General features: G+C 58.9%; 21 protein-coding genes. 10 read left to right on the forward strand and 11 right to left on the reverse strand.

Going from position 1 to position 24,634, the window contains the following annotated elements; genetic code table 11:
- The first annotated feature begins 60 nt into the window (after positions 1-60).
- Positions 61-204, forward strand: a complete 144-nt coding sequence (locus tag V6582_RS05040; RefSeq protein WP_197434484.1) for a hypothetical protein — start codon at positions 61-63, stop codon at positions 202-204.
- On the opposite strand, the gene V6582_RS05045 is transcribed toward V6582_RS05040, so the two are convergent.
- The 5 genes from V6582_RS05045 to V6582_RS05065 form a co-directional block, all read right to left on the reverse strand.
- Entirely contained in the window at positions 205-1,449 is a 1,245-nt protein-coding gene (locus V6582_RS05045; RefSeq protein ID WP_420360228.1) for a DNA-packaging protein, read from the reverse strand.
- 246 nt (positions 1,450-1,695) lie between these two features.
- Positions 1,696-2,262 carry a hypothetical protein gene (locus V6582_RS05050; protein WP_156634309.1) on the reverse strand — a complete coding sequence of 189 codons (567 nt, stop codon included), beginning with the start codon at positions 2,260-2,262 and terminating at the stop codon, positions 1,696-1,698.
- A 688-nt stretch (positions 2,263-2,950) separates the two neighbouring features.
- Complete coding sequence (gene cueR / locus V6582_RS05055) at positions 2,951-3,382, reverse strand: Cu(I)-responsive transcriptional regulator (protein ID WP_156634307.1); 432 nt, start codon at positions 3,380-3,382, stop codon at positions 2,951-2,953.
- A 415-nt stretch (positions 3,383-3,797) separates the two neighbouring features.
- Complete coding sequence (locus tag V6582_RS05060) at positions 3,798-4,850, reverse strand: hypothetical protein (protein ID WP_156634305.1); 1,053 nt, start codon at positions 4,848-4,850, stop codon at positions 3,798-3,800.
- A gap of 96 nt (positions 4,851-4,946) precedes the next feature.
- Positions 4,947-5,411, reverse strand: coding sequence for a YcgN family cysteine cluster protein (locus V6582_RS05065; protein ID WP_197434486.1), 465 nt, complete (start codon positions 5,409-5,411; stop codon positions 4,947-4,949).
- A 241-nt stretch (positions 5,412-5,652) separates the two neighbouring features.
- On the opposite strand from V6582_RS05065, the gene V6582_RS05070 reads away from it, so the two are divergent.
- The 4 genes from V6582_RS05070 to V6582_RS05085 all read left to right on the forward strand — a co-directional run bounded on the left by V6582_RS05070 (position 5,653) and on the right by V6582_RS05085 (position 10,339).
- Positions 5,653-7,776 (forward strand): transglycosylase domain-containing protein, encoded by a 2,124-nt coding sequence (locus tag V6582_RS05070; RefSeq protein WP_349508924.1) that lies wholly within the window; start codon positions 5,653-5,655, stop codon positions 7,774-7,776.
- A 106-nt stretch (positions 7,777-7,882) separates the two neighbouring features.
- Entirely contained in the window at positions 7,883-8,473 is a 591-nt protein-coding gene (locus tag V6582_RS05075; protein ID WP_337739224.1) for a DUF1214 domain-containing protein, read from the forward strand.
- A complete protein-coding gene (locus V6582_RS05080; protein WP_156631693.1) occupies positions 8,466-9,017 on the forward strand; it encodes a DUF1254 domain-containing protein in 552 nt (183 codons plus the stop codon). The genes V6582_RS05075 and V6582_RS05080 overlap by 8 nt, the downstream gene beginning before the upstream one ends.
- 224 nt (positions 9,018-9,241) lie before the next feature.
- On the forward strand, positions 9,242-10,339 hold the full coding sequence (locus V6582_RS05085) for a helix-turn-helix transcriptional regulator (RefSeq protein WP_156631485.1): 1,098 nt from the start codon (positions 9,242-9,244) through the stop codon (positions 10,337-10,339).
- Between the two features lie 266 nt (positions 10,340-10,605).
- On the opposite strand, the gene V6582_RS05090 is transcribed toward V6582_RS05085, so the two are convergent.
- Positions 10,606-11,037: an exopolysaccharide production repressor protein gene (locus V6582_RS05090; protein WP_156631486.1), complete on the reverse strand. Its 432-nt coding sequence runs from the start codon at positions 11,035-11,037 to the stop codon at positions 10,606-10,608.
- 826 nt (positions 11,038-11,863) lie between these two features.
- Positions 11,864-12,052 (reverse strand): hypothetical protein, encoded by a 189-nt coding sequence (locus tag V6582_RS05095; RefSeq protein WP_197434354.1) that lies wholly within the window; start codon positions 12,050-12,052, stop codon positions 11,864-11,866.
- 426 nt (positions 12,053-12,478) lie between these two features.
- Between V6582_RS05095 and V6582_RS05100 the strand changes: the two genes are divergently transcribed.
- Positions 12,479-13,537, forward strand: coding sequence for a DUF2336 domain-containing protein (locus V6582_RS05100; protein WP_156631694.1), 1,059 nt, complete (start codon positions 12,479-12,481; stop codon positions 13,535-13,537).
- Positions 13,538-13,653: 116 nt separating this feature from the next.
- On the opposite strand, the gene V6582_RS05105 is transcribed toward V6582_RS05100, so the two are convergent.
- Positions 13,654-14,010 (reverse strand): DUF1491 family protein, encoded by a 357-nt coding sequence (locus tag V6582_RS05105; protein WP_156631488.1) that lies wholly within the window; start codon positions 14,008-14,010, stop codon positions 13,654-13,656.
- Positions 14,011-14,071: 61 nt separating this feature from the next.
- A complete protein-coding gene (locus V6582_RS05110) occupies positions 14,072-14,707 on the reverse strand; it encodes a TetR/AcrR family transcriptional regulator (protein ID WP_156631489.1) in 636 nt (211 codons plus the stop codon).
- A 179-nt stretch (positions 14,708-14,886) separates the two neighbouring features.
- Between V6582_RS05110 and V6582_RS05115 the strand changes: the two genes are divergently transcribed.
- Genes V6582_RS05115 through V6582_RS05130 form a run of 4 tightly spaced genes read left to right on the forward strand, consistent with a single transcriptional unit; the run spans position 14,887 to position 21,532 of the window.
- Positions 14,887-15,960, forward strand: a complete 1,074-nt coding sequence (locus V6582_RS05115) for an efflux RND transporter periplasmic adaptor subunit (protein ID WP_337739226.1) — start codon at positions 14,887-14,889, stop codon at positions 15,958-15,960.
- Between the two features lies 1 nt (position 15,961).
- Positions 15,962-17,056 (forward strand): efflux RND transporter periplasmic adaptor subunit, encoded by a 1,095-nt coding sequence (locus V6582_RS05120; protein WP_156631490.1) that lies wholly within the window; start codon positions 15,962-15,964, stop codon positions 17,054-17,056.
- On the forward strand, positions 17,053-20,178 hold the full coding sequence (locus tag V6582_RS05125) for an efflux RND transporter permease subunit (protein ID WP_337739227.1): 3,126 nt from the start codon (positions 17,053-17,055) through the stop codon (positions 20,176-20,178). The genes V6582_RS05120 and V6582_RS05125 overlap by 4 nt, the downstream gene beginning before the upstream one ends.
- 1 nt (position 20,179) lies before the next feature.
- A complete protein-coding gene (locus V6582_RS05130) occupies positions 20,180-21,532 on the forward strand; it encodes an alpha/beta hydrolase (RefSeq protein WP_156631491.1) in 1,353 nt (450 codons plus the stop codon).
- A 65-nt stretch (positions 21,533-21,597) separates the two neighbouring features.
- Here V6582_RS05130 and V6582_RS05135 read toward each other — a convergent pair whose 3' ends face one another.
- Positions 21,598-22,728 (reverse strand): peptidoglycan-binding domain-containing protein, encoded by a 1,131-nt coding sequence (locus tag V6582_RS05135; RefSeq protein WP_156631492.1) that lies wholly within the window; start codon positions 22,726-22,728, stop codon positions 21,598-21,600.
- Positions 22,700-24,523, reverse strand: coding sequence for an ATP-binding protein (locus V6582_RS05140; protein ID WP_337739228.1), 1,824 nt, complete (start codon positions 24,521-24,523; stop codon positions 22,700-22,702). Before V6582_RS05140 ends, V6582_RS05135 begins: the two co-directional genes overlap by 29 nt.
- Positions 24,524-24,634: the final 111 nt, after the last annotated feature.

Genomic DNA, 24,634 nt, shown 5'->3' on the forward strand with positions numbered 1-24,634 from the left:
CGGCGCCCGGCAGGTGACAAGTCAGTTCAACAAATCAGATCGTTTAACAGGAGACATGCGATGGACGCCAAGAGCACCAGCCAGATCAGCAAGACGATTGCAGAGGCCAGCCGTACCATTCCTGCCCATATCGTTGAACGCCTCGAAGCCGAATGGCGCCAGATGCGCCAGCCTGCGCCCCAACCAGCCCCCTCTACCAAGTAATTACAGCGTGCGAATGCGCGGCTCGCCCGCGCCTTCCAGCAAAAGCGCGGTCAAGGCCCAGACCAGCGCATCCAGCCGGTCTGGCGACCGGCCATTGGACAAGCCATCCGGGCCAAAATCACACATTTGATCTTCCAGATCGGCAAACCGGGCCGCGTGAAAAACGCGGCCCTGTTCATAGAGAGCCGCCACCGGCTCAGCCCGCAAAAACTTGCCGCGCGTCGCCCGCACCATGCGCACCGGCAGATTGACATCGACGCTTTTCAACAGCGCGCCCACCATTTCCCCACCCTGATTGACCTCCGCCACCACCCGGTCTGCTTCAAACCGGCGAAAGGCCCGCACCACGGCGGTCGCCCAGCTGGCCGGGCTTTCCCCGGTGACCGAACAATCAGCCAGCACCACCGCCCGGCCCAGCCGGTCGAGACCGGCAACGACGATACCGCAGACAGATTGCGCCCCTGCCCCGGAGGGCGGATCAACGCCGACGACGATCCGGTGCAGCGGTTCGCTGAGCCTGACCGTCAATTGCTCCAGCCGATCACGACGCCAGAGCGCGTCCTCGCGGTCTTCGATCAGCTCGCCATCCAGTTCCTGACGGCCGAGCCGCGTGCCGCCATAGCGGGCCTGCAAGGCCTCGATAAAGCCGGGTGCAAGATTACCGGCATTCCCGAAGGTGGAAAGCCGGGTCAGCCTTGTGCCGGGGTCTGCCAGCAACCGTTTCAGGATCGGCACCGGACGCGGCGTGGTGGTGATCACCTGGCGGGGATCATGCCCGAGCCGCAGAGAAAACTGCAGCATGTCGAAGGTTTCCTCGGCATGTTTCCATTTGGCGATCTCGTCGCACCAGGCATAGTGAAACTGCGGGCCGCGCAGGCTCTCCGGGTCTTCAGCGGAAAACATCTGCGCCATCGCTCCATTCGGCCAGACCAGCCGGCGCCGGGAAATTTCCACCTCCGGCCGTTTGTGGCGGGCTATCCGGGCAATGCCGGAAAGACCATCCACCATGACCTCGCGGGCATCGCCCAGGGTTTCGCCAACCAGCGCAATTCGCACAGCGGATTTTTCGCCAGCCGAAGCGATCTCATGCACCCATTCGGCCCCGGCCCGGGTCTTGCCGGAACCGCGTCCGCCCATCAGCAACCAATTGCGCCACGCCCCATCGGGCGGCGCTTGCAACGGGTGCCGCAGCAAGGCCCAGCTGCGCGCCAACCGCTGGAGAGCGGCAAGCTCCAACCCTTGCATCACGTCCCCACCGTTGTTGCCATCCGCCTGACCAGCCAGAACCGGAGAATTATGGTCCTGCTGTGCGCCGATCGCCTGCGCCAGTAGCACCCCCTCATCCCCCAGCGCCAAAACCGTGTCACGCAAGCTTTGCATTTCCCGGCGCAGGGCGGATAAACCATTGTTTTCGGCCTGCGATGCCGCCAGAAGGGCGGCAACCGATATGCCCGCCGACAGCCGATCCGAACGTCCTGTCACCTGCGATCCTCACGCTATTGTCTGAATTACCTGGTCGCTTGCTTCACCCGGAGGGCCAGTTGCCGTCATTGGGGTGGCCAGGGGGGTCGTAAGGCTTTCGGCTTTCCACCGTTCAAACAGCAGCGCCGCCTTGGCCTCCGCTTGGGTCTCCACCAGCGCCAACAGCCGGGCCTGGGCGACATCCAGCGTCTCGGTCTCCCCCGCCCGCTCCTCCTCGGCTTCGCGGTCGCGGGCCAGTTGGCGTTGCAAGGCATCGATCTTTTCCAGCGTGCGGACAATCACCGACATGGCTTCGGTCGCCGCCTTCAGATCGGCACGGGCGAACTTTGCCGCCGCCTCGTCGCCCCCCTCCATCAGCGCCGCCGCCCCTTCGCGCAACAGCCGAAACTGCTCGAATTGCGCCGACATTTCCCGCGTCAGCTCATTGAGCAGCCCGGCATAATGATCGCTCAAGGCCGCGAGATCGGCAGCCTTGATTTCCAGCCCGTCGCTGCACGCCAGGCTATGCCGTTCGAAGGAGGAGGACAGTGCCGGTAAAGGCCAGCAGCCGTAGAGCGATATATCGAAATCATCCATGATGAATGTCCTCCCGGCAGGCGAGGCTCCCATCACAATGAAAGGGAACCGCCACAACCAGAGTTAAAGCGCTGTAAGTGTATGAAAGAGAGCGTAAAAACCGAACCGGAAGGACCGAAGCCGCAGATTTCCGACCGTAGACAAAACCTAACAAAACACCGTCACGGTGTCAATGACTATTTTCCTATTTAGGTTTTTTTTCTTATTTTAAATTGTGACGGAGCTGCCGTCTTCCATGAAGCGGAGCGTCACTCGACACCCAATCAGTAGATGATAGAAGAGCGTCGAGACCATTTTCAGTCAAATTTCACAATTGCCGGTTCTAGCCCGTGCATTTTATAAAATTCACAAGGGACATTGTAACCCTTTGAAACTGCCGTATTTATAGACGTGGACTGTTGAATCCGAACCGCGTGAAGACATCAGCAACCGCTATGCCAAGGCCATTGTCATTCGAACAACAGACGCACGGATCTGTCTGGTTCAGCACACAGCCGACTGAGGTCTTGATTGACGGCCGGTCTTTCGACCGGCCGCCCGCCCCATTCCCCCGCCCCCAGGGTTCAGGTGCGTCCGACAACGGGCTTTTCGCCCGTATGCGTCCTGCCGCCAGTAAAAAACACTGCGGCAGATATAAAGAATGACATCATAGCGGATGATGCGTTCGCCTGATCTGGTATGCCGAGGCTCAGGCCTCTTCCATTTCCACCTTGCGGCTGCTGTCCGTGGAAGAACCACCGCCCAGCTTTTCCAGAATCGGGCAATCCGGGCGGTCGCCATGTTCGCAGTGATCGACCAGGTTTTTCAACGTGTCGACCATGGCCTGCATGGCTTCCATCTTGTCTTCGAGTTCGCGCAGATGGTTCATGGCCACCTCGCGCACATCGTCGTTCTTGCGGCCAGAGTCGCTCCAAAGCGCCAGCAACCGCTCCGTTTCCTCCAGGGAAAACCCGAGGGTCCGCGCTCGCCGCACAAAGCGCAGACGATGGACTTCATTTTCGCCATAGACCCGATAATTGCTCGAGGTGCGCCGTGCCGGCAAAACCAGCCCGATTTCCTCATAGTAGCGGATCATCTTCGCAGAAACGCCGGAGGCTGCGGCGGCTTCTCCGATATTCATGAGCTTGTCCTTCCTGGTTGCAAGCAGAAATAGTAAAATATCCAGCTCGCGACGTTTTCAAAATTGCATTCTAGCTTTTAACTATCAATATCGGCAGAAGTAAATAACCAAAAAAAGTTACATTGGATTCACACATTTTTACGTGAACGACAGCAAGAGCCCGGCTTCTCCGGCTCGAATTGCCAAACACTCCTCATGCCTGCAATTTCACGCCAAGCGTATCGCGATCCGATACATTAACGTCTCGAAACGATACAGAAAATCGATCGGCAAATTCGAGATTGTGATAGTACAGCTCGCGATATCCCAAGCCGCTATATAGGTAGTCACAACCTGCGGTTCAATCCTCAACCTGAACGATGGCGCAAAAATCCGAGCGGCGTGCAGCACCTGAAGGCGAGGCAAAACCGAGATGTCAGTCGGGCAATATTTCGGAAAAATCGAAATCATCGCGATAGAGATCGAAACTCGCCTTGATCCGATCCTTGACACGCTGAGGCAATTGCCTGCCTCGACCGCTGACGCCCTTGTTGAACCGGGCATGACCCGCCTCTATCGTCTCGGAAAACACCTCGGACAGCTTTGCGGAATCGACGAATTCCGGCCCGACAAAGGTAGCGATCCTCTCAGCCAAAAGCTGCTTGTTGCCGAGGAAATCCTCCTCGTAGGAGACCCAGAGCGGCTTGACCAGACCAAGCACTTCGCAGCGCTTCCAGCTCATGAAGAATTGCAGATACCAGGCACATTGGCGATCCACCAGGATCAGATAGCGCGTCTCATCGTCCAGCTCGCAATAATTGGATGGCAGGCCATCGCTGAAATAGATGGCGTCCTTGTCACGGGTCGTCGCCCATTCCTGCTGCTGCTTGCGCATCATGTCGTCCAGGCTGACCAGACTGTCATAGACATTGCGGTAGGTAACGATCGGGCGAATATTGTAAAGCTCAAGCTGCCGGCAAAGATAGGGCGTGCAGCGCAAATGATGCTGCGCCACATAGCCAAGGCCATTATTGCCATATTGGATCAACGCCAATTCATCCGTTTCCTGCTCACGCAGGGTAATGCCCATGGAAAAAGGCGTCTGTGGTGACAAGGCTGAGGACATCAGTACCGCCATCGGCACATTCAATACTTTCATCAAGCTCTGACCGATGAAGGTGGAAGCCGATTTCGGCAGACAGGCGACCAGAACATTCGGCTGACGCGCGCGCGAGGCCGTCAGCCGTGCCCGCATGAGAGCCTCGCCGAATTCCGGCACGGAAATCGCCAGACTGTCGGCGGCGGCATCGCTCATCTTTGGCACATAGAAAGGATGCGCCAGCGAAAACACGCCCGAAATCGCAAAAGCATCGGCGGGATCGGTCCGCCGGAGAAACTCATCGAATTTGCGCGATACCCATTCCGCATCAGGCACCGGAGCCGCTTCACGGACAAAGCTTTTGACAAACGACCAGTCAAGTCTCGACATAGGCTCTCCATTGCACCGAAACGGTTTCAATCGAGATGAAATTATAGTGTAAAACTTGTACGAGACTTACCCTGGGGATAGGCCATCAGATAACCCTCAGGGCGCGTCCCCGGCCACCGTCAATGGCCAGTCACAAAGATAGTCCTCGAAATCCTCGACAGAAACATGCTCTTCGCTGACCGTGCGGCCCCGGGCGGAAATCCCGGCCTGATGAACGGTTTCGGGATCGCCGGAAACCAGCGGATGCCACCAGTAAAGGTCGCGCCCCTCATGCACCAGCCGGTAGCCGCAGCTGGGCGGCAGCCAGGCGATATCCTCAACCTGATCCGGCGTCAGCTGGATACAATCGGGCACGGTGGCCTGCCGGTTGGGATAGTCCTTGCACCGACTGCTCTCGCCATCCAGCAGACGACAGGCGACGGAGGTGAAGATAACCTCGCCGCTTTCCCAGTCCTCCAGCTTGTTGAGACAGCACAGGCCACAGCCATCGCAGAGGGCTTCCCACTCCACAGTGTTCATCTCGTCAAGGCGCTTGGTCTTCCAATAGGGTTTGCTGGTCATCATGCCCTTGGCCATCGGTGGGATGCGAGCATCCAATCCGCGGCAATCTTATAGATTCGTTAAAAGTTAAGTCGCATATGATCCATTGGCTGGGATATATCGCGATCAACGCAGACATGGGCGCAAGCTTGGCGCCTGTCAAGCGTTGCATGTGAAGCGTTGAATATGCCTACAGCATCCTCGGCACTCTCCGCCCGTGATATTGTAGCAGATCATCTTAAGGCTCGGCCCCGGAACCGCCATGCAGAAGAAAAAGCGGCATATCTTCCTCAAACTCGATGCCTGGCTGGATTCCACCCTGTGGAATACCGGCTTCCAGGCCGCGGAGTTCTGGGAGGAAACCACGATCTTCTTTCGCCGGTTTCGCATGCGCGGCTGGAAGAAATGGCTGTTCGAGGCACTGGGCGAAGCGATGACACTGGGCACCGCCGGTGCCGTCGTCATGCTGGCGCTGGCCATGCCCGCCTTTCAGGAAACGGTGAAGGATTGGCGCAATCGTGGCGATTTCGCCGTGACCTTTCTGGATCGCTACGGCAATGTCATCGGCCATCGCGGCATTATCCATGAAAACTCCGTGCCCTTCGAAGACCTGCCCGACAATCTGATCAAGGCGGTGCTGGCCACCGAAGACCGGCGGTTTTTCGACCATTTCGGCATCGATTTCATCGGCCTTGGCCGGGCGCTTAGCGAAAATGCCCGAGCTGGCGGCGTGGTGCAGGGCGGCTCGACGCTGACCCAGCAGCTCGCCAAAAACCTGTTCCTGACCAATGAGCGCTCCATCGAGCGCAAGATCAAGGAAGCCTTCCTGTCACTATGGCTGGAGGCTAATCTTTCGAAACAGGAAATCCTGTCGCTCTATCTCGACCGCGCCTATATGGGCGGCGGTACATTCGGGGCGGCGGCGGCCTCGCAATTCTACTTCGGCAAGAGCGTGCGCGACGTCAATCTGGCGGAAGCCGCTATGCTCGCCGGGCTGTTCAAGGCCCCGGCCAAATATGCCCCACATGTCAACCTGCCCGCCGCCCGTGGCCGCGCCAATGAAGTGTTGAGCAATCTGGTGCAAAGCGGCTTGATGAGCGAGGGCCAGGTGATTGCCGCCCGACGTAATCCGGCCACCGTGGTCGACCGGGCCGAGCGCGAGGCGCCGGACTTTTTCCTGGATTGGGCATTTGACGAGGTGCAGCGTGTCGCGGCCCGTTTTCCAGAACATTCGCTGATCGTGCGCACCACTATCGATCCGGGCTTGCAAAAAGTCGCCGAAACCGCTGTGAGCAATACGCTGCGCGAATATGGCGAGCAATATAATGTCAAGCAGGCGGCCCTCGTGACGCTTGAAAGTGGCGGGGCGGTGCGCGCCATGGTCGGCGGGCGCGATTACGGCGAAAGCCAGTTCAACCGCGCCACACGGGGCCTGCGCCAACCCGGCTCCTCCTTCAAGATCTATACCTATGCGGTGGCGATGGAGGCGGGCCTGACACCGGAGACCACCATTGTCGATGGTCCGGTCAATTGGGGCAATTGGAGCCCGCATAATTACGGCAACAGCTATGCCGGGCGCATTACGCTGACGACGGCGCTGGCCAAATCGATCAACACCGTGCCAGTCCGGCTGGTCAAGGACCGGCTGGGCGTCGATTCCGTCATCCGTATGGCGAAAGCCATGGGCGTGGAAACCCCGATCCGTAAGGATGTCACCATTCCGCTCGGCACCTCGGAAGTGACCGTCATGGACCAGGCGACAGCCTATGCCGTGCTGCCCTCGGGGGGCCTGCAATCGCGCCGCCACGGCATTGTTGATATCAGAGATTATCGCGGCCATGTGCTCTACGATTTCGACCGCGACGAACCCGCCCCGCGCCGGGTGCTGACCGAGCAGGCAGATAACTACATGAACCAGATGCTGACCAAGGTCCCCTATATCGGCACGGGCCGCAAAGCCGCCCTGGACGGCATTCTCACCGCTGGCAAGAGCGGCACGACGCAGGCCTATCGCGATGCCTGGTTCGTCGGCTATACCGGTAATTTCACAACCGCCGTCTGGTTCGGCAATGACGATTATACCTCGACCAACAACATGACCGGTGGCTCCCTGCCCGCCATGACCTTCAAGACCATCATGGATTACGCCCACCAGGGCGTCGCCGTCCGGCCAATTCCCGGCGTACTGGAACCGGCGACCGTGGCAGTGAAGGCACCAGCACCGGCCAAGGGCGAACCAAAAGGCACAGCACCCGCCCCCACCCCGCCCGAATTCGTCCGCCCCCGGACCCTCTCTGTCGAAACCACCGCCCTGCTCCGCCAGATCGGCACAATGCTGACTGAGGCTGAGCCGCTGGCACCAGCGCTGAGGGCGGCGCTGGATTGAACAAAGGGGTTGCCATGGCACCGCGCGAAGCGCGCGCGGTGCCATTTCCCTGCCCTGAATTGAGTGCTACCGGTTTTCAATAGATCAACAGGGTTCGAATCATCGCGTGTTCCGGGTTCCGCTTCTTGTCGCCATTGCGCTTGCCATTGCTTTCGGGCTTGGCATCCAGTCCACGCTGATGGCGCTGAATGCCACGGTGGGCTTTGGCGAGATCGAGATCGATGGCTGGCGGGCGTTTCCGCAGGCGCAGACCGCCGATGCCGATCCTTATGCGCGCTCCCACCGGGCCAAGGCCGGGCGGTTACTGCTGGGCAGCGCTGAAGGGCTGAGTTTCATCGCTACCACCGATATGAGCGGACGCAAGCTGAATACACGCTGCCGCTACCGGCTGTCGGGTACGGTGCCGATGGCGCGCTACTGGACGCTTTCTGCCAGCCGCCCGGATGGAACGCCCCTGCCCGTCTCACCCAACCTGCCGGGGGCGCTGAATTCCGTCACGACGCTGAAAAACCGCGATGCCAGCCTGGAGATCAGCATCGGTTCGCAAGCAGCGCCCGGCAATTGGCTGGCCATTCCCGCAGGAAGCGAAGATCTGATGCTCAACCTGACCCTGCTGGACACGCCGGTCGCGGGCAATTCGGGCCTGGTGAAACTGGCCATGCCGCATGTCGAACAGATCGGATGCGGCGATGCGTAAGCTGATCTACGCCATTCTTGTCGGCCTGGTCGGGGCCGTGGTGCTGCATATCGTCATCATCCTGGCATTGCCGCATTTCACCGGCAAGGACGCCTATACCCGCGTGACCATGGAAGGCCCGCTGTTCAAATTCTATAGTCTCGACAGCCGGGCGGACCGGGCGGGCCTTGCCAATGGCGATCCCTTCCTCAAACTCGCTGCCTGCGCTTTCGATGTCAGTGAGGCGCCGGTGCATCTGACAGCAGAGGGCAGCGTTCCCTTTTGGTCGGTGGGTATTTTCGACCGCGATGCCAATGAAGTCTACAGCATGAACGACGCTACATCCGTCGAGGGTAAGCTTGACATTATTGTCGCCACCCCGGCCCAGCTCGCCCGGCTGCGCACCACGGCACCCGATGCGCTTGCCCAGACCATATTGGTGGAAATGCCGGAAACCCAAGGCTATGCCGTCTTGCGCACGCTTGTGCCCCAAGCCAGCTTCACGCCCGATGCACAGGCTTTTCTGACCAATGCTGGCTGTGATCAGACAGCCATAGATCCTTAAAGGATTTCGTGTTTCAATAAAAAACAGAAATATTATTTCGTGAAACCCTCTCCAAACTATTCGATTAATTTAAAATTTTATCTTTTTAACTTATATAAAATTAATCTGTTCGATTATATGGCTTTTTCGACTTAAAAACAGACAATGTTATTAAGCCAAATGGACGAGATTGCTTTGGAAAAGCGCGCCTGCTAAACATAGCGATATTGATATGTGAGATTGCTATGCCCGAAAGTATCATCGATTGCATTTACGAGGCGGCCGCCGAACCGGCGGCCTGGGAACATGCACTGGATCGCTTGGCGCATCTTGTCGGCGCCGAAGGTACCCTGCTTGTCAATGTCTCAGATGAGCTGATGCCTTTGATCACGACTCCAGGGGTGCGCGATCTCTATTCTGATTTTTTCAAGCAGGGCTGGACTGCCGACAATATCCGCACCAGAGCCCTGCTGAGTGGTAGCAAATCGAAATTCATCAGCGATGTCGATCAGTTTTCACACGAGCAGATGCGTGATGAGCCCCTTTACCGGGATTTTCTCTGGCCGCGCGGCTTCGGCTTTGCCGCTGGCGTCAGCTTCGATCTTCCCCAGGAGAAAATCATTGCCATCTCGATTGAACGAAAGCGTGACAGCGGTCCTATCGAAGAAAAACATCTTGATCTTCTCAACAGCATCGGCCGGGACCTGCGTCGCAGCCTGATCCTTGCCTCCCAGCTTGAATTCAAGGCGGTCGATAACAGTCTGCGGGCATTGCAGCTGGCGCGGCTGCCCACCGCCGCTCTTACCGCAAAAGGCAAGATCCTCGGCTGCAATACGGTGTTTGAAGCAAGCAATCCAAGATACGTCATTTCGGCCTTCGACCATTTGCGCTTTCTCCATCCGGCAGCACAGGCAAGTTTTGAAGCAAGTCTTGCCGCAGGAATGGCCGCAGGCAGCAGCCGCAATGAGATGCAGGGTGCTCAATTCGCCTGCCCCGGGCAGCCGGGCCTGCCGCCAGCAATCGTCTATCTCATTCCCTCGGCCCGGCTGAATATCGGATTGTTCAGCCCCGTCAGCTTTTTCATCATTCTGGTCCCCCTCAGCCGTAGCAATGGCCTGACCTCGGAGATGATCCAGTCCCTGATGAATTTGACGCGGGCCGAGGCACGCTTGACGAAACTGCTTCTTGATGGCGAGCCGCTGCGCGATGCCGCCCAGACCCTTGGGATTCAGCTGGAAACCGCCAGAAGCCAGATAAAAACCGTGCTGGCCAAGACCGATATGGCCCGGCAAACCGACCTGATTGCCGCCCTGACGTCGCTCCATTCACTGGAAGCGGATTGACGGACAGATACGAAGGCTCGACGACGCCTACACATCTCCCCTTAAGACATGTCGGATCGCGGCAAAATCGTTGATTGACTGGTGTATTCAGACAAAACTGAAACGAGAGTCTGTCCGGTTCAATCTGAGCCTGACAGACTCTACAGCGCCGTGCATTTTATAAAACGCACATAGGACGCCGTAACACTTTAAATCTGCTGCATAATTTTCACCTTAATCGAGTCCGATTTAAGGAATTATGCCGTAGGCATCTGAACGCACAAGCTTCAGTGTTTGTCCGCCTTGTTGACGTGTGTCAGGGGGCAGGCACGATACTTGTCCTTTTCCTTTTGCATTTCACGATCATGAGCAGCCTGGCTTTCTCGAATATCGGAGATCCGGGATCTCACCCGGCGCATGACAAGCCAGACGACCAGGAAGAAATAGCCAGTTTGAAGAATGACGGCTGCAACAACCGTCCTGATGATCGTTGATGTGAGCAGCCCTGTCGACACGTAATTATAGATGGCAAAGCCCAGCAAAACGATAGAGATTCCTAGAAACACACGTGGCGAATACATCAAGCTGCCACGATCGGGTATTCCTGCCAAATCCTCGTCATAGGGTTCCCACTGACTGTCTCGATCCAGCTTTGATTTTTTGCCGCTCTCCTGTGTAGTCCGACTATATCCAAGCGTAGACTCTGTATCTTTATGCATAAAATGCCCCCACTTGAATTGATGCTATCCACTCACAACAAGATTTTTCAACCATTTTTGGGTGCGTTAAACATCCCCCAAATGGGGGTTATTTTTAATTATGCGCAAATATAATAATATCTTTAAAACAACCATCGATATAATTAAAAATCGAAATATATATTTTATAAATTGCAATTGTCAAAAAAAAATTCTTAGTCATAAAAATTACATAAGTAATAGTTGCACAACCTCTGTGTGCTCACGCGAAGCGCATCGCTTTCAAGAATAAATCAGGCATGAGAATTGAAATATTACCGCGTCTTATACCCGCTGGATAACACGCGGAATGCTATAGAGAATTCCGGGACGCATCCGGAGAAGGATGAATGAAAGTTTGCGTTGGGACGATGTGGCTCTCCGGTTTTCCCGAAAAGACAGTCGAGAACACGAGAAGCGAGAGGATGATTGGTTCAATCCGAACCTGACAAACTCTATTGCACAATTCATGAAACCGGAATCGGCTTCATGAATTGTGCTCTACAGCGCCGTACGCCGTAAAAACGCGAGCAGCCTCAAAACGACATTGAACAAATCTGCTTGTATCCCTGGTCAATCGCCAGCGGCCAATCGATCTCTTCTCGCTGCTGTCTCTGCTTTGGATCATAAAAGCCAGCCTCACTCCACCCCATGGAAGAGAGGCTTCACGGCAGCGCAGACCGTCTTACTACGGTTCGAACACGCCACGCATCCCTGCCTTGAAGGCACTGCAAGACTTTCAAATGCCGATGGCGCTTGCGGTATTTGCACAGGGAATACGAACGGTTATTTTCAACGGCCGATCCTATTACCCTTCGTAGGGATGGATGTCCTGCACGGGCCGCTTGCCGGTGAGCGAGGCGGCGCCGATCAGCAGAGGTTCGGTGCGGGTATAGCGCACGCCGGTAAACAGCAGGATACGGGCCTGTGTCGGCGCGGGGGGGCGGTTGACGGGCTTTTGATCCAGCCGGTCTTTCAGTTTCACGATGTCAGCCATGCTCGTCTCCATTTGGGGTAGATGAGACGGATGAAGAGATCGATTTCATCCTGCCCCGGCAAAGGGGCCAGCACATCCAGCCTTGCCGTTTTGGGCAGCAAAGACAGGCATTCTGCGCTTTTCTCCAGACATGAGGGGTAAACAGCCATCCTCATGAAAAGTTGCTTTTATACTGAATAGTTTCCCGTTTTGCCGGGAAGCCTTGCTGCCATTTCCGAGTAAAAGCGATGACACTGCAACGCTCACACAAGGATATGCTGATTTATCAAGGTTTCCTTATTAAACACTGTCGATGGTTAACAGCTTGCTAACGATTACCGTCTATTTTGACCGAATTGGTATTGCGTTGGGACGGGTAATGTCGTGGATCATCAATTTCGGGCGTTGGAAAATCCGAGGATCGGCCGCAAGAAGGACGTGGTTTTAATGGCCACCGTTTCCAGTTTCGAAAGCCTCGAACATCCCCGCAAGGCCGATCTCCGGCAGTTTGCCCTGCTGTTCCAGCCCTTGTTTCAATACTCGTCCGAAGAGGCCCGGCGCGATGCCGTGGCGGCGCTGTCGCAATCGCCCAATGTGCCGGAAGCCGTCGCATTTTTCATCGCCAGCCAGCCGCTCGCCATTGCCGCACCATTCCTGATCGCATCGCCCTGTCTGTCAGATGAATTGCTCATCACCATCGCCCGCACCCAGGGCGTAAATCATGCCCGCACCATCGTGCGCCGCGAAGATTTGTCGCCCGCCGTCATCGATGCACTGGCCGGCCTGCGCTTCATCGACCCGTTGCCCGAGCCCGCCCAGCACGTGGACAACGAAGATATTGTCCAGGACATGATGGAAGCGCCGCCGCGCGCCATTCGCCTCAGGCCCGACGCGGCTGCCAAGCCTGAAAACATACCCGCTCTCGCCCCTGAGGATGCGGCGGAAGAACAGACGGTGGCGCAGGAGCCAGATCAACTCTCCGTAGAGACGCGGGAGCAAGATCCGACACACAATCCGACACACAATCCGGCAAGGGCACAACGCGAGGAAGCCTTGCGTCAGACCTTGAAGGCGCTGGACCGTCACCTCAACCGCCAGGACCACGACCGGCTGGGCCGGCTCAATCTCAGCCCCGTGCAGGCGGCCCTGCTGGTGCGTTTTGCCCGAGAAAACGAAGCGGGCAGTTTTGCCACGGCCTTGGCCGATGCGCTGTCTTCAAGCCGCTGGCTGGCCGAACGTATCCTGCTCGACACCTCCGGCCAGCAGCTGGCCACGACGCTGACCGGCCTTGCCATGGCCATTCCCGACATGATTTTCATACTGACCCGGCTCTATCCCCATCTCAGCCAATTGCAGCAGGGCGAACCGCGCGTCGCCAGACTGATCGCCGCGCTCGACGGCAGGGACTGCGAAAAGCGCATCGATGCCTGGCTCAGGGCCGATCGCTATACCTATCAAAGCAGCCAGAGCGACATCCAGCCATCGGCAATACCCGCTTCCCGTTGAAAATGCTGCATAATTCCTTAAATCGGCATCGATTCAATGACGCCGCTGTATGTCCGTGAAAAGTGGAAAACGGTTTTCCTGAAGAGACAATCGGCAGCAATAAGCGAAGCTGCCCTTCAGCTTCCCTCGCCAACCAGCGACAAAAGACCGTCCAACTGGTCGATCTCGATTTCCACCAGCCACAGATCCGGATCGAAACGGCGCTCGCGCTCCATCAGCGCCGCGACCTCGCAGGCATCGACCCTGTCCAGGCGGCGCTCGAAACGGCGGTCGCCTGACATTTCGGCGTCATCGGTCTCAATCAGGCTTTGGGGGGCGGGAGCGTAAAGACTTTCCAGACCATCGCGAAACCGCTGGCGCAGGAAGATGGCGCCCGCCTGGTCCATGCCCTTATGTTCCACAGCGGCAAAGCCGCCGGCGGAAAACACGCGGCGGATGATGGCGGCGACGAAAATATCGGAGCGAAGGCGCATCCCGCCTGTCTATAGACAGGATGGGCGGAAAGAAAGGCACCTTTCACAGGGATGATCGAGATTATTCGGCCTTGTCGCGCATCAGGGTCCGCATCACCATATCGACATGGGCCTCCATATAGACCTTTTGGTCAAGTGGTCTGCGTTGCGCAAACAGGATCGACCAGAGATTGAAGTGAATGGCCGGGCCAATCAGCACATCGGGAAAGGAAGCGGCCGGACCTGGCAAAAATTCGCCAGCAGCGATGCCTCCCTCCACCAGCGTGCAGACCGTTTTCAAGAGAGGCGCAACGAATTCGTTATAATGCCTGTCTACAATATGGGGAAACCGGGTTCCCTCGCTCACCGTCAGACGCAGGAGTTCGCCACATTTGCAATCGCCGGCAATCATCTCATAGGTCATGCCGATCATTTGCTTCAATCGTTCGGCATGGGTGCCTTCCAATGTTTCAGCAGAAGCACGCAATTGGGACAAAGGCAGCGACATCTGCCGGATGCTTTCCTCGAACAAGGCCTCCTTTGACGGAAAATAAAGATAAACTGTGCCCTTTGTAATGCCCAGTCGCAGAGCTACATCTTCCACACGTGTCGCAGAAAAACCTTTGTCCAGGAATTCTTCAAATGCAGCTTCCAATATTTCCTGCGGGCGCTTCGCTTTCTGTTCGGCCCGGCTGATCGTTTTCAATCGCTTTGCCATGACCGTTTTCCTTGAGGTTTGAGCGAGCGGACTTGCGTAAGGCGGTGGAGCGAAAGCCCCGGCACTCCGCTTTCGATTACTATACCGGTAACCATCGCTCCGGCAACTATATTGACTAACCGTACAGTCATTGGTATCTACTCGAAACGACCCGTGAATGCAATGGTGGGGACCTCACAGTGCGGTTACAAACGACTTTATCCGGACTGGCTTGCGTCCTGCTCGCCGTGTTTCTGGCAGGCTGTAATGAAAAGACCGAGAGCCAGTCTTCGCCGCGCAGCGTCACGGTGACCAAGGCCCAAACCACGCAGTACCAGCCCTCGGTGGAAATCTCCGGATCGGTGAAGGCGCGGGTACAGTCCGACCTGTCGTTTCGCACGGCTGGCCGGGTGATCGAGCGCCATGTCGATGTCGGCGACCGGGTCAAGGCGGGCGACGTCCTGGCCCTGCTCGACAATACCGAGCAGAAGGCCGATATCGCCGTTGCCCAGGCCGGGCTGGAATCGGCCCAGGCGACGATGCGCCAGAAGAAATTGGCCTTCGACCGCTACAAGGTGCTGATCCAGACCAACACCATTGCCCAATCCACTTTCGACCAGGCCCGCGAGGATCTCGCCACGGCTCAAGGGTCGTTGCAGACCGCGCAGGCCAATCTGGCCACCGCCCAGGATGCGATGACCTATACGCAGTTGAAGGCCGATGCCGACGGCATCATCACCTCGCGCAGCATCGAGGTGGGACAGGTGGTTTCGGCAGCGCAGGCGGCCCTGACGCTTGCCCATGACGGACCGCGCGATGCGGTGTTCGACATGTTCGAAGCGTTTTTCCTGGAAGGTGCGCCATCCGAGACCGTCGAGGTCTCGCCGATCGGCGACCGCGCCAATGCCAAGGACGGCAAGATCCGCGAAGTCTCTCCGGCCATCGACACCAGCGCTGGCACCATCCGCATCAAGGTCGCCCTGCCCGCGGATACGCAATGGTCGCTCGGCACGACTGTCGTCGGACGGTTCCGCGCCCAGCCGCAGCAGGGCATCGTGCTCCCCTGGAGCGCCATGGCCTCGGCCAATGGCCAGCCCGCAGTCTGGGCGGTCAACACCGCCGATAGCTCCGTCAGGCTGCGTAAGATCGACATTGCCCGCTACCGCGTCGGCGATTTCGTGGTGGCATCCGGTGTCGCGCCCGGGGACATAATCGTCACCGACGGCGGCAAGTTTCTGACGGACGGCCAGGTCGTGGCCTTTAAGGAAAAGTGACATGCGCCTCTACCGTCCAATCATCACCCTTCCCTTTCTGCTTGCCCTGGCGCTTGCCGCCGGTTGCAGCGAGAAGGACGACCAGCAGGCCGCAGGGCCACGTCCTGTCCGCTCGATAACCGTCAAGGCCGAGCGCCTGTCGGGGGTCAGCTTTGCCGGTGTGGTCCAGGCGCGGGTCGAAACCGATCTCGCCTTCCGCACACTTGGCCGGGTGATCCTGCGCAAGGCAGAAGTCGGCGATCTCGTTCACAAGGGCGACGTGGTCTCCGAAATCGATCCGCTGGCGCTGCAATTTGCCGTCAACAGCGCCGAGGCCGACCTGCGCAATGCCCAGGCGGCCTATGAGAATGCCCAGATCACCGAAAAGCGCCGCCGCACGCTCGCCACCATCAATGCCGGCAGCGTCGCCGATTTCGAAGTGGCCGAACAGGGCCTGAAATCGGCCGAGGGAAGCCTCAACCAGGCCAAGGCCAAGCTGGACAAGGCCCGCGAGCAATTGGGCTATGCGCGGCTGCAGGCGGAATTCGACGGCGTCGTCACGTCGGTATCCGTCGAAGTCGGGCAGACGGTAACCGCCGGGCAGACGGTGATGAAAGTCGCGCGGCTCGACCAGCGCGACGTGATCGTCGATGTGCCGGAAGGACGGATCGGCGCACTGAAGGAAGGCACGAAGTTCAGCGTGGCGCTACAGCTCGATCCCACCAAGCAGGCCATCGGCACGCTGCGCGAGATCGGCCCGGAAGCCGATGCGGAAACCCGCACCCACCGGCTGAAGATCGCCATCAATGACGCCCCCGAGGTGTTCCGTCTCGGCGCAGTGGTGACCGCGACCGCAAGCCGTGATGAAGAGGACGGCGTCATCCTGCTACCGTTGACCGCCATCCTCAGGAAAGACGGCGCGACCGGCGTCTGGGTGATCGACCGGGCCAATGCCACGGTCGCCCTGCGCAAGGTCGTCCTTGATGACGCCACCACCGACGGCACCCGCGTGAAGGTCCTGTCCGGATTGAAGGAGGGCGAGCAGGTTGCCGTCGCCGGCGCCAACCAGCTTGCCGAGGGACAAAAGATCAAGACCGATGAGGAGCCGCGCCCGTGAAGAAATTTAACCTGTCGGACTGGGCGCTCGAACATCGTTCCCTCGTCTGGTATTTCATGATGGTGTTTTCGCTGGCCGGCGTGCTCGCTTATATCGGCCTTGGGCGTGAGGAAGATCCGTCCTTCACCATCAAGACCATGGTGGTTCAGGCCCAATGGCCCGGCGCCTCCGCCCAGGAAGTCACCCAGCAGATCACCGACCGGATCGAGAAGAAGCTGCAGGAGCTGGAATCGCTCGACTATACCAGGTCGATCACCACGGCTGGCCAGACCATCGTCTTCGTCAACCTGCTCGATACCACCAAGGCCCGCGACGTGCCCGCCACGTGGCTGCGCGTGCGCAACATGGTCCAGGATGTCCAGGGCGACTTTCCCTCCGGTGTCGTCGGGCCGTTTTTCAACGACCGTTTCGGCGACGTCTACGGCAATATCTTCGCCTTCACCAGCGACGGCCTGACCCATCGGCAATTGCGCGATCTGGTCGAGAGCGCCCGCACCAAGCTGCTGACTGTGCCCAATATCGGCAAGGTGGATATTGTCGGCACCCAGGACGAGGCGATCTATCTCGAATTTTCCACCCGCAAGATTGCTGCCCTCGGCATTGACCAGTCGGCGATCATCGCCACGCTTCAGGCCCAGAATGCCGTCACCCAGTCCGGCTTCATCGATGCCGGGCCGGAGCGGATCGCGCTTCGGGTCGGCGGGCGCTTCATTTCGGAAGACAGCCTGCGGTCGATCAATCTCAAGGTCAATGATCGCTTCTTCCCGCTCACCGATGTCGCCACCATCAGCCGTGGCTATGCCGACCCGCCGACCAGCATGTTCCGGGTCAATGGCAAGCCGGCGATTGGCCTTGCCATCGGCATGAAGGCCGGCGCCAATCTGGTGAATTTCGGCAAGGCGCTGGACAAGACCATGGCCGACGTCATCCAGGACCTTCCGGTCGGCGTTTCCGTCGACCGGGTCGCCGATCAGCCAGCGGTGGTGGAGGAAGCGGTTTCCAGCTTCACCCATGCGCTGTTCGAGGCGATCGTCATCGTGCTGGCCATCAGCTTCATCAGCCTTGGCCTGCGCGCCGGACTGGTGGTGGCGATTTCGATCCCGCTGGTTCTGGCGATCACCTTCCTGTTCATGCAATATGCCGGCATATCGCTGCAGCGCATCTCGCTCGGCGCCCTGATCATCGCGCTCGGGCTTTTGGTCGACGATGCGATGATTGCCGTGGAAATGATGGTGGCGCGGCTGGAAGTGGGCGACAGCCTGCGCAAGGCCGCCACCCATGTCTATACCTCGACCGCCTTCCCGATGCTGACCGGAACGCTCGTCACCGTCGCCAGCTTCATCCCGGTCGGGCTGAACAACAGCAATGCGGGCGAATTCACCTTCTCGCTGTTCGTCGTCATCGCCGTGTCGCTGGTGGTCTCCTGGGTGGTGGCGGTGCTGTTCACGCCGCTTCTGGGCGTCACCATGCTGCCGAAGACCATGAAGAAGCATGCCGACCACAAGGGCTGGTTTGCCAGGCTGTTTGCCAGCATGCTCCACTTTTGCCTGCGCTGGCGCTGGCTGACCATCGTTGCGACGATCGGCGCCTTCGCCCTCTCGCTCTATGGCATGACCCATGTGCAGCAGCAGTTCTTCCCCAGCTCCGACCGCCCGGAACTGATCGTCGACTGGAACCTGCCGCAAAACAGCTCCATCGACGAAACCAACCGGCAGATGGCCAGGTTCGAACAGGAGCAATTGGCCAACAACCCGGATATCGACCATTGGTCGACCTATGTCGGCCGGGGCGCGCCGCGCTTCATCCTGTCTTTCGACGTGCAGCCGGATAACATTACCTTCGGCCAGATGGTCATCGTCACCAAGGGGCTGGACGTGCGCGACAAGCTGCGCCAGCAGTTCCAGGCCTATCTGAGCCAGACCTTCCCCGGCACCGATGCCTATGTAAAGCTGCTGGATATCGGACCGCCGGTCGGCAAGCCGGTGCAATACCGCGTATCCGGCCCCGACATCCAGAAGGTGCGCGATTATGCGGGCAAGCTGGCCGCCATTGTCGGCACCCACCCGCTGCTCACCAATATCGCCTTCAACTGGTATGAACCGGCCCGGGTGCTAAAAGTGGATGTGTTGCAGGACAAGGCCCGTCAGCTCGGCGTCACCTCCGAAGACATCGCCCAGACCCTTAACAGGGTGGTCGAGGGATCGACCGTCACCAAGGTTCGTGACGACATCTACCTGATCAATGTCGTCAGCCGTGCCGAAAAGAAGGATCGCGGTTCCGTCGAAACGCTGGTCGACCTGCAACTGCCGAGCAGCAACGGCCAGTCTATCCCGCTGTCGTCGGTCGCCACCTTCCATTACGAACTGGAGCAGCCGACCATCTGGCGGCGCGACCGCATGCCAACGATCACCATCGAGGCCGCCGTCAACGGCCCGACCCAGCCCGCGACGATCGTCAACGCGCTGAGCGGCAAGGTCACCGAGTTCGCCAAGGCGCTTCCGGCAGGCTATACCGTCAATATCGGCGGTGCGGTCGAAGAGAGCAACAAGTCGCAGGGGCCGATCATTCAGGTAGCACCCCTGATGCTGTTCATCATGGCAACGCTGCTGATGATCCAGTTGCAGAGCTTCCACCGGCTGTTCCTGGTGTTTTCCGTCGCCCCGCTGGCGCTGGTCGGCGTGGTGATCGCGCTACTCACCAGCAACGCGCCCCTTGGCTTCGTGGCGCTGCTCGGCGTGCTGGCGCTGATCGGCATCCTGATCCGAAACTCTGTCATCCTGGTGGTGCAGATCGAGGACCTGAGAAAATCGGGCGTTGCGGCCTTTGCGGCGGTGGTCGAGGCCACCGAACACCGGATGCGCCCGATCATGCTAACCGCCGCCGCCGCCACGCTGGCGCTGATCCCGATCTCGCGGCAGATCTTCTGGGGACCGATGGCCTTTGCCATGATGGGCGGCATCGTCGTCGGAACGGTGCTGACCCTGCTGTTCCTGCCCGCGCTGTACATCACCTGGTTCAGGATCAAGCCGGAGAAAAACCAGGCACACAGCAATCACGCCTCCGATACCCATGGCCCCGACAACGGAGCCCCCGACAGCCATGCTATCGGAGCCGAGAAATAGGATGCCGACCCTCGGCTGGCTCAAGAACGGGAAGCGGGAACATGCCCGCTCTCCCTTGACCCATGAATATACCCTCCCGCCTTCCCCTTCCGTAAATGCGCCGGCCGCATGCGGACCGGCAAGATCCAATCCCGCTTTTGCCGGACATGCCTTTATTCCCTTCCTCGTCATTCTCGTGCTGGGTGGCTGCGCGGGCCGTCCAGAAAGCGTGCTGAAGCCTGTGCCGGTTGCCAGCGACGCCAGTCAGGTGAATATGCTGGTGTTTACCACCCGCAAACCGGCGGACGATCCCGGCCTGCTTTATTCCGGTGATCGCGGCACGGCGATTTCGGTGAACAATGTGGTGGTTTCCATTCCCCCGGAACGCAATCGCAAGGTGGGTGAAGTGCAATGGCCGTCCCGTGTGCCCCCCAATCCGGAACATGATTTCGCGGTGCTGAAGGCCGATAAAGTCCCGACGGAATCCGAGGCTTTGCAGTGGTTCAACGCGACCCGGAACAAGAAGCGCCAGGCCGTGATCTTCGTGCATGGCTTCAACAATACATATTCGGATGCGGTTTTCCGCTTTGCCCAGATCGTCCATGATTCCGGCACGGACGCATCCCCGATCCTGTTCACATGGCCATCGCGCGGCAGCGTGTTCGACTATCTCTACGACAAGGAAAGCACCACCTATTCCCGGCGGGCGCTGGAAGACCTGATCCTGCAAGCCTCGAAAAACCCCAATATCGGCGAGGTGACGATTATTTCCCATTCCATGGGCACATGGCTGACCATGGAAGCGTTGCGCGGCGTGGCGATGCGCACCGGCAGGGTTCCAGCCAAGGTCGGGAATGTCATTCTCGCCTCGCCGGATATCGATGTCGATGTGTTTCGTCGTCAGCTGATTGAAATGGGGGCAAGACGGCCGCATTTCACCATCTTCACCTCCAACAAGGATAAGGCCTTGTTCGTGTCGCGGTGGCTGTCGGGCGGCGTCAACCGGGTCGGCGGCATGAGTCAGGCCGATCTGCAACCGCTGGCCGCCGACATGAAAGTGCTCGGCATCACCGCCATCGACACCAGCAGCGTCGATAGCCACGATCCGCTGGGCCACACGGCCTTTGCCGATAGTCCGGAGATCATCCGCAATCTGGGCAAGAGCATCGCCGGACAATCCATGGAAGGCGGCCAAACCACCTTGGGCGATCGGGTCGGCCTGGTGGCAATCGGCACGGCCAATCTGGCCGGTTCGGCGGCCCGCACCGTGGTCACGGCTCCCATGGCGGTGATCAGCAACGATGCGCGTCAATCGCTCAAGCAGGAATTCTCGTCGGGGCAGAAACCCCTGATCAACGGAAAAATCGCCTATTAGAATTTGCTTTGGGAAAGTAGAAGCCGGGTTTCCGTCAGGAAATCCGGACAATCTGCGAAAGCTACTTACAAAGCGCCGATGGATTTCAGCTTTTTCAGCACCGCCATATTCGGTTCACCGGTTTCCGGCAGGCGATAATGACGCTCGAAGTGGCGGATGGCAGCCTTGGTCTTGTCGCCAGCCACACCATCGACGCTGATATCGGTATAAGCGATATTGATCAGGCCGCGTTGGATATCCATGATCAGGCTTGCTTCCTCGCTTGCACCCGTTCCATTGACACCAGTCCCATTGGCACCAGTCGTGACAAGGCTGGCAGAGGCAACGGGTGCCTGTGGCACTGGCGCATTTGCTGTCGTCGCGGATTTGGCCAGCGCACCGGACTGGGTTTTGACCGTGGAGGCAGCGGCGGTCGATACCGGAGTTGCCGTGGGCAGCCGGGTGGGGTTGGGCCGCACAGGCGCGGACTGCGCGGTGGTGACGGTCTTTTCCGCATTGCGAATGGCAGCGGCCACGGGATCGATGGCATCATCCGCTGTCGCCGTGACTTGAACCGGCCGTTCCATAGGGCGCACTGGCGGCGCACTCGCCTTGGGGGGCGCAACGGCGGGTGATTTCTGATCGACGCTCAGCGCTGCCAGCAGGTCATCGCTGGGCGCACCGGTGACGGGCACGCCAATCCGCCGCTGATAGGCGCTGATCGCCGCATCGGTTCGAGGGCCCCGTTTGCCATCGGCGGCGCCATCGTAAAGCCCCAGGCGAATGAGCTGCGCCTGAATGCCAGCGGTCAGCGGATCGGCGCCAGTATCCGTGGCCGGCAACACACCTGTTGCTGAACCAACGGCGCCGGGCGCTGGGCTGACAGGGGTGTTTTCCGCTGTCTGGCGCTGAATACGGAACGTGGTGACGTCATCAGGGTCGGGTTTCAGGGGGTGGTTGCTGTTCAGCCCCAGCATGGCGGTAAAATCATGCGGATCGCGGGTGCGCAGGAAGGGAGACGGATGCCGGCCCGGCTGATACCAGAAAGCGTTGGCCGCAACGAAACCCATGACCACGACAAAGCCGACCGTGCTGGTGAACCGGGCTGGATTGCGCGCGCAGAGGCGCATGGACGCTTGAGCGGCCAGCAACAGAAAACCCGGCTCCTTGCGGGCCGGTTTTCTTTTATCAGGCGATTTTCGCTTTCGCGTCGTCATTCACATCCTTTTGCTGGCCCATCCTTTGGCCCGGCTGCCCGCTACCCTGCCGTTCATGCGTTTGTCCTGCGCCCTCTTCAAAAGAGACCTCATCCATCTGGTGCTGCCGCGACGATTGGGCAATCCCCCAATCAAGCGCGCCCATATCAAGCGCTCCCGTGTCAAGCGCCCCTCTGTCACCAGCACCTCTATCGCCCGCTAAAGTCTCGCTCATTGAGCCGTCGAGCCTCTCGCGAGCAGGCTGCCTTTCACTGACGGGCAAGCGTGGCGGAAATTCGATCTGACGGCTTTCGCCTGTGGATTGAACCCGGGCAATGCCCGATCCGTCGATTGGCAGGGTGATGGAAACCACCGTCCCCTCCCCCTCACGGCTCGTCAACAGGAATGTGCCGCCATGCAGCGCAACGAGGCCCTTGACCAGCGACAGGCCCAGGCCAACGCCGTCGAATTTCCTGTTATAATCACTATCGACCTGGACGAAAGGATGGCCGAGCAGAAGGATGCGATCCTGGGCAATACCAATACCCGTATCGCTGACAGAGATCACCAGATCCTTGCCGAAACGTGCCGCATCCACGGTAACAACGCCACCCGCCTCGGTAAATTTAATGGCGTTACCAACAAGATTGATCAGGATCTGGCGCACCGCGCGCGGATCGGCGGTCAGCTCGCTCACATCCCGGCCAATGCGACTGGTGAGCTTCACGCCCTTTTCCTGGGCCTGCAAGGCCAGCATGTTTTCACAATCGTGAATGGCCTGCGAAAGCGAGAACGGCTCCACCAGCAATTCGTAGCGCCCGGCCTCGATGCGGCACATGTCGAGCATGGTATTGACCACAGACAGAAGATGGCCGCCGGACTGGCGGATCAACCGCACATATTCCCGGTGACGCTCATCTTCCATCCGGCCGAAATAATCGCCCATCAGAATATCGGAAAACCCGAGTATGGCATTCAGCGGCGTGCGCAATTCGTGGCTGACGGCGGCAAGAAAGCGCGATTTGGCTTCATTGGCCGTCTGTAGATCCGCATCGAGCTTGACCAGCCGCTGCGCCATCTGCTGTTGCTCGCGGCAATCCAGCATCTGCACGAAAATGCCTGCAATGCCACCGCGCTCGTCGCGGCGCACGGCCATGTCGAGGCCAACAGCCATCAGCGTGCCATCGGCAGCGTCGTCGCCCGCAGTTTCGCTATACTGACCTTCGCCGGTGTCGCCCTTAACGCCTTCAGGATGACCGGTCGGGCGGGCAAGCCGCAACTGCACACGGCCAATATCCTCGCCCTGGCGCAAGGCATCAAAGGCACGCACGAAGGCGATACGGTCGGTGACATGCACCTGATCGATGAAGGGACGGCCGAGCGGATTGCGCAGGAACGGCAGGAAATCGCGGGCATCGCGCCCACCGACGGTCTCGACCCGCGCCTGGGCATCCAGGGTGAAAACCATGCCGGGAAACAGCGACAGATCGATGGAAGCGCTCGTATCCAGGGAATGGCGGATGGCGGGCTGGCGAGCCGACAGACGCGCCAGCCACAGGGCGGCGACCACGGCGATCAGAAACAGGCCGGCAACAATGGCAACGCCGAGCGGCAGGGCAACGGCGACACCTTGAAAGAAGGAAAGGGTAAGGGGCACGAGGACCAGAGCTGGCAAGCAAGCCAGGACGACGCAGCGTGCCGCCGCAACTTCGGCGCGAGACGGCGAGGCTTCCGCGCCGATGCGCGTCACCACCAGGGTCACGGCTTCGTTGAGAAGGGTCTTTGCCCGATCAGCGATTTTACTCAATACCAACACGCCAAATTTCCGCGATTTGCGGTCCTCTTTACCGACCAAACCATAGAGGTCGCCGCCTTAAGGAAAAGATAAAGGGAAAGCTGCAAAACCCGCCTAAACCGGTGTTTCCGT

Origin of the sequence: Agrobacterium vitis (assembly GCF_037039395.1) — a bacterium.
Classification (GTDB): Bacteria; Pseudomonadota; Alphaproteobacteria; order Rhizobiales; family Rhizobiaceae; genus Allorhizobium; species Allorhizobium vitis_E.

Bases quoted from the DNA above. Each gene is read 5' to 3' on its own strand.
- V6582_RS05105 (WP_156631488.1), bottom strand. From the start codon at position 14,010: ATGCGCCTTCGCTCCGATATTTTCGTCGCCGCCATCATCCGCCGCGTG.
- V6582_RS05095 (WP_197434354.1), bottom strand. From the start codon at position 12,052: ATGGCTGACATCGTGAAACTGAAAGACCGGCTGGATCAAAAGCCCGTC.
- V6582_RS05120 (WP_156631490.1), top strand. From the start codon at position 15,962: ATGCGCCTCTACCGTCCAATCATCACCCTTCCCTTTCTGCTTGCCCTG.
- V6582_RS05100 (WP_156631694.1), top strand. From the start codon at position 12,479: ATGGCCACCGTTTCCAGTTTCGAAAGCCTCGAACATCCCCGCAAGGCC.
- V6582_RS05040 (WP_197434484.1), top strand. From the start codon at position 61: ATGGACGCCAAGAGCACCAGCCAGATCAGCAAGACGATTGCAGAGGCC.
- V6582_RS05130 (WP_156631491.1), top strand. From the start codon at position 20,180: ATGCCGACCCTCGGCTGGCTCAAGAACGGGAAGCGGGAACATGCCCGC.
- cueR (WP_156634307.1), bottom strand. From the start codon at position 3,382: ATGAATATCGGAGAAGCCGCCGCAGCCTCCGGCGTTTCTGCGAAGATG.
- V6582_RS05070 (WP_349508924.1), top strand. From the start codon at position 5,653: ATGCAGAAGAAAAAGCGGCATATCTTCCTCAAACTCGATGCCTGGCTG.
- V6582_RS05065 (WP_197434486.1), bottom strand. From the start codon at position 5,411: ATGACCAGCAAACCCTATTGGAAGACCAAGCGCCTTGACGAGATGAAC.
- V6582_RS05135 (WP_156631492.1), bottom strand. From the start codon at position 22,728: ATGACGACGCGAAAGCGAAAATCGCCTGATAAAAGAAAACCGGCCCGC.
- V6582_RS05090 (WP_156631486.1), bottom strand. From the start codon at position 11,037: ATGCATAAAGATACAGAGTCTACGCTTGGATATAGTCGGACTACACAG.
- V6582_RS05060 (WP_156634305.1), bottom strand. From the start codon at position 4,850: ATGTCGAGACTTGACTGGTCGTTTGTCAAAAGCTTTGTCCGTGAAGCG.
- V6582_RS05050 (WP_156634309.1), bottom strand. From the start codon at position 2,262: ATGGATGATTTCGATATATCGCTCTACGGCTGCTGGCCTTTACCGGCA.
- V6582_RS05085 (WP_156631485.1), top strand. From the start codon at position 9,242: ATGCCCGAAAGTATCATCGATTGCATTTACGAGGCGGCCGCCGAACCG.
- V6582_RS05045 (WP_420360228.1), bottom strand. From the start codon at position 1,449: ATGCAAGGGTTGGAGCTTGCCGCTCTCCAGCGGTTGGCGCGCAGCTGG.
- V6582_RS05110 (WP_156631489.1), bottom strand. From the start codon at position 14,707: ATGGCAAAGCGATTGAAAACGATCAGCCGGGCCGAACAGAAAGCGAAG.
- V6582_RS05080 (WP_156631693.1), top strand. From the start codon at position 8,466: ATGCGTAAGCTGATCTACGCCATTCTTGTCGGCCTGGTCGGGGCCGTG.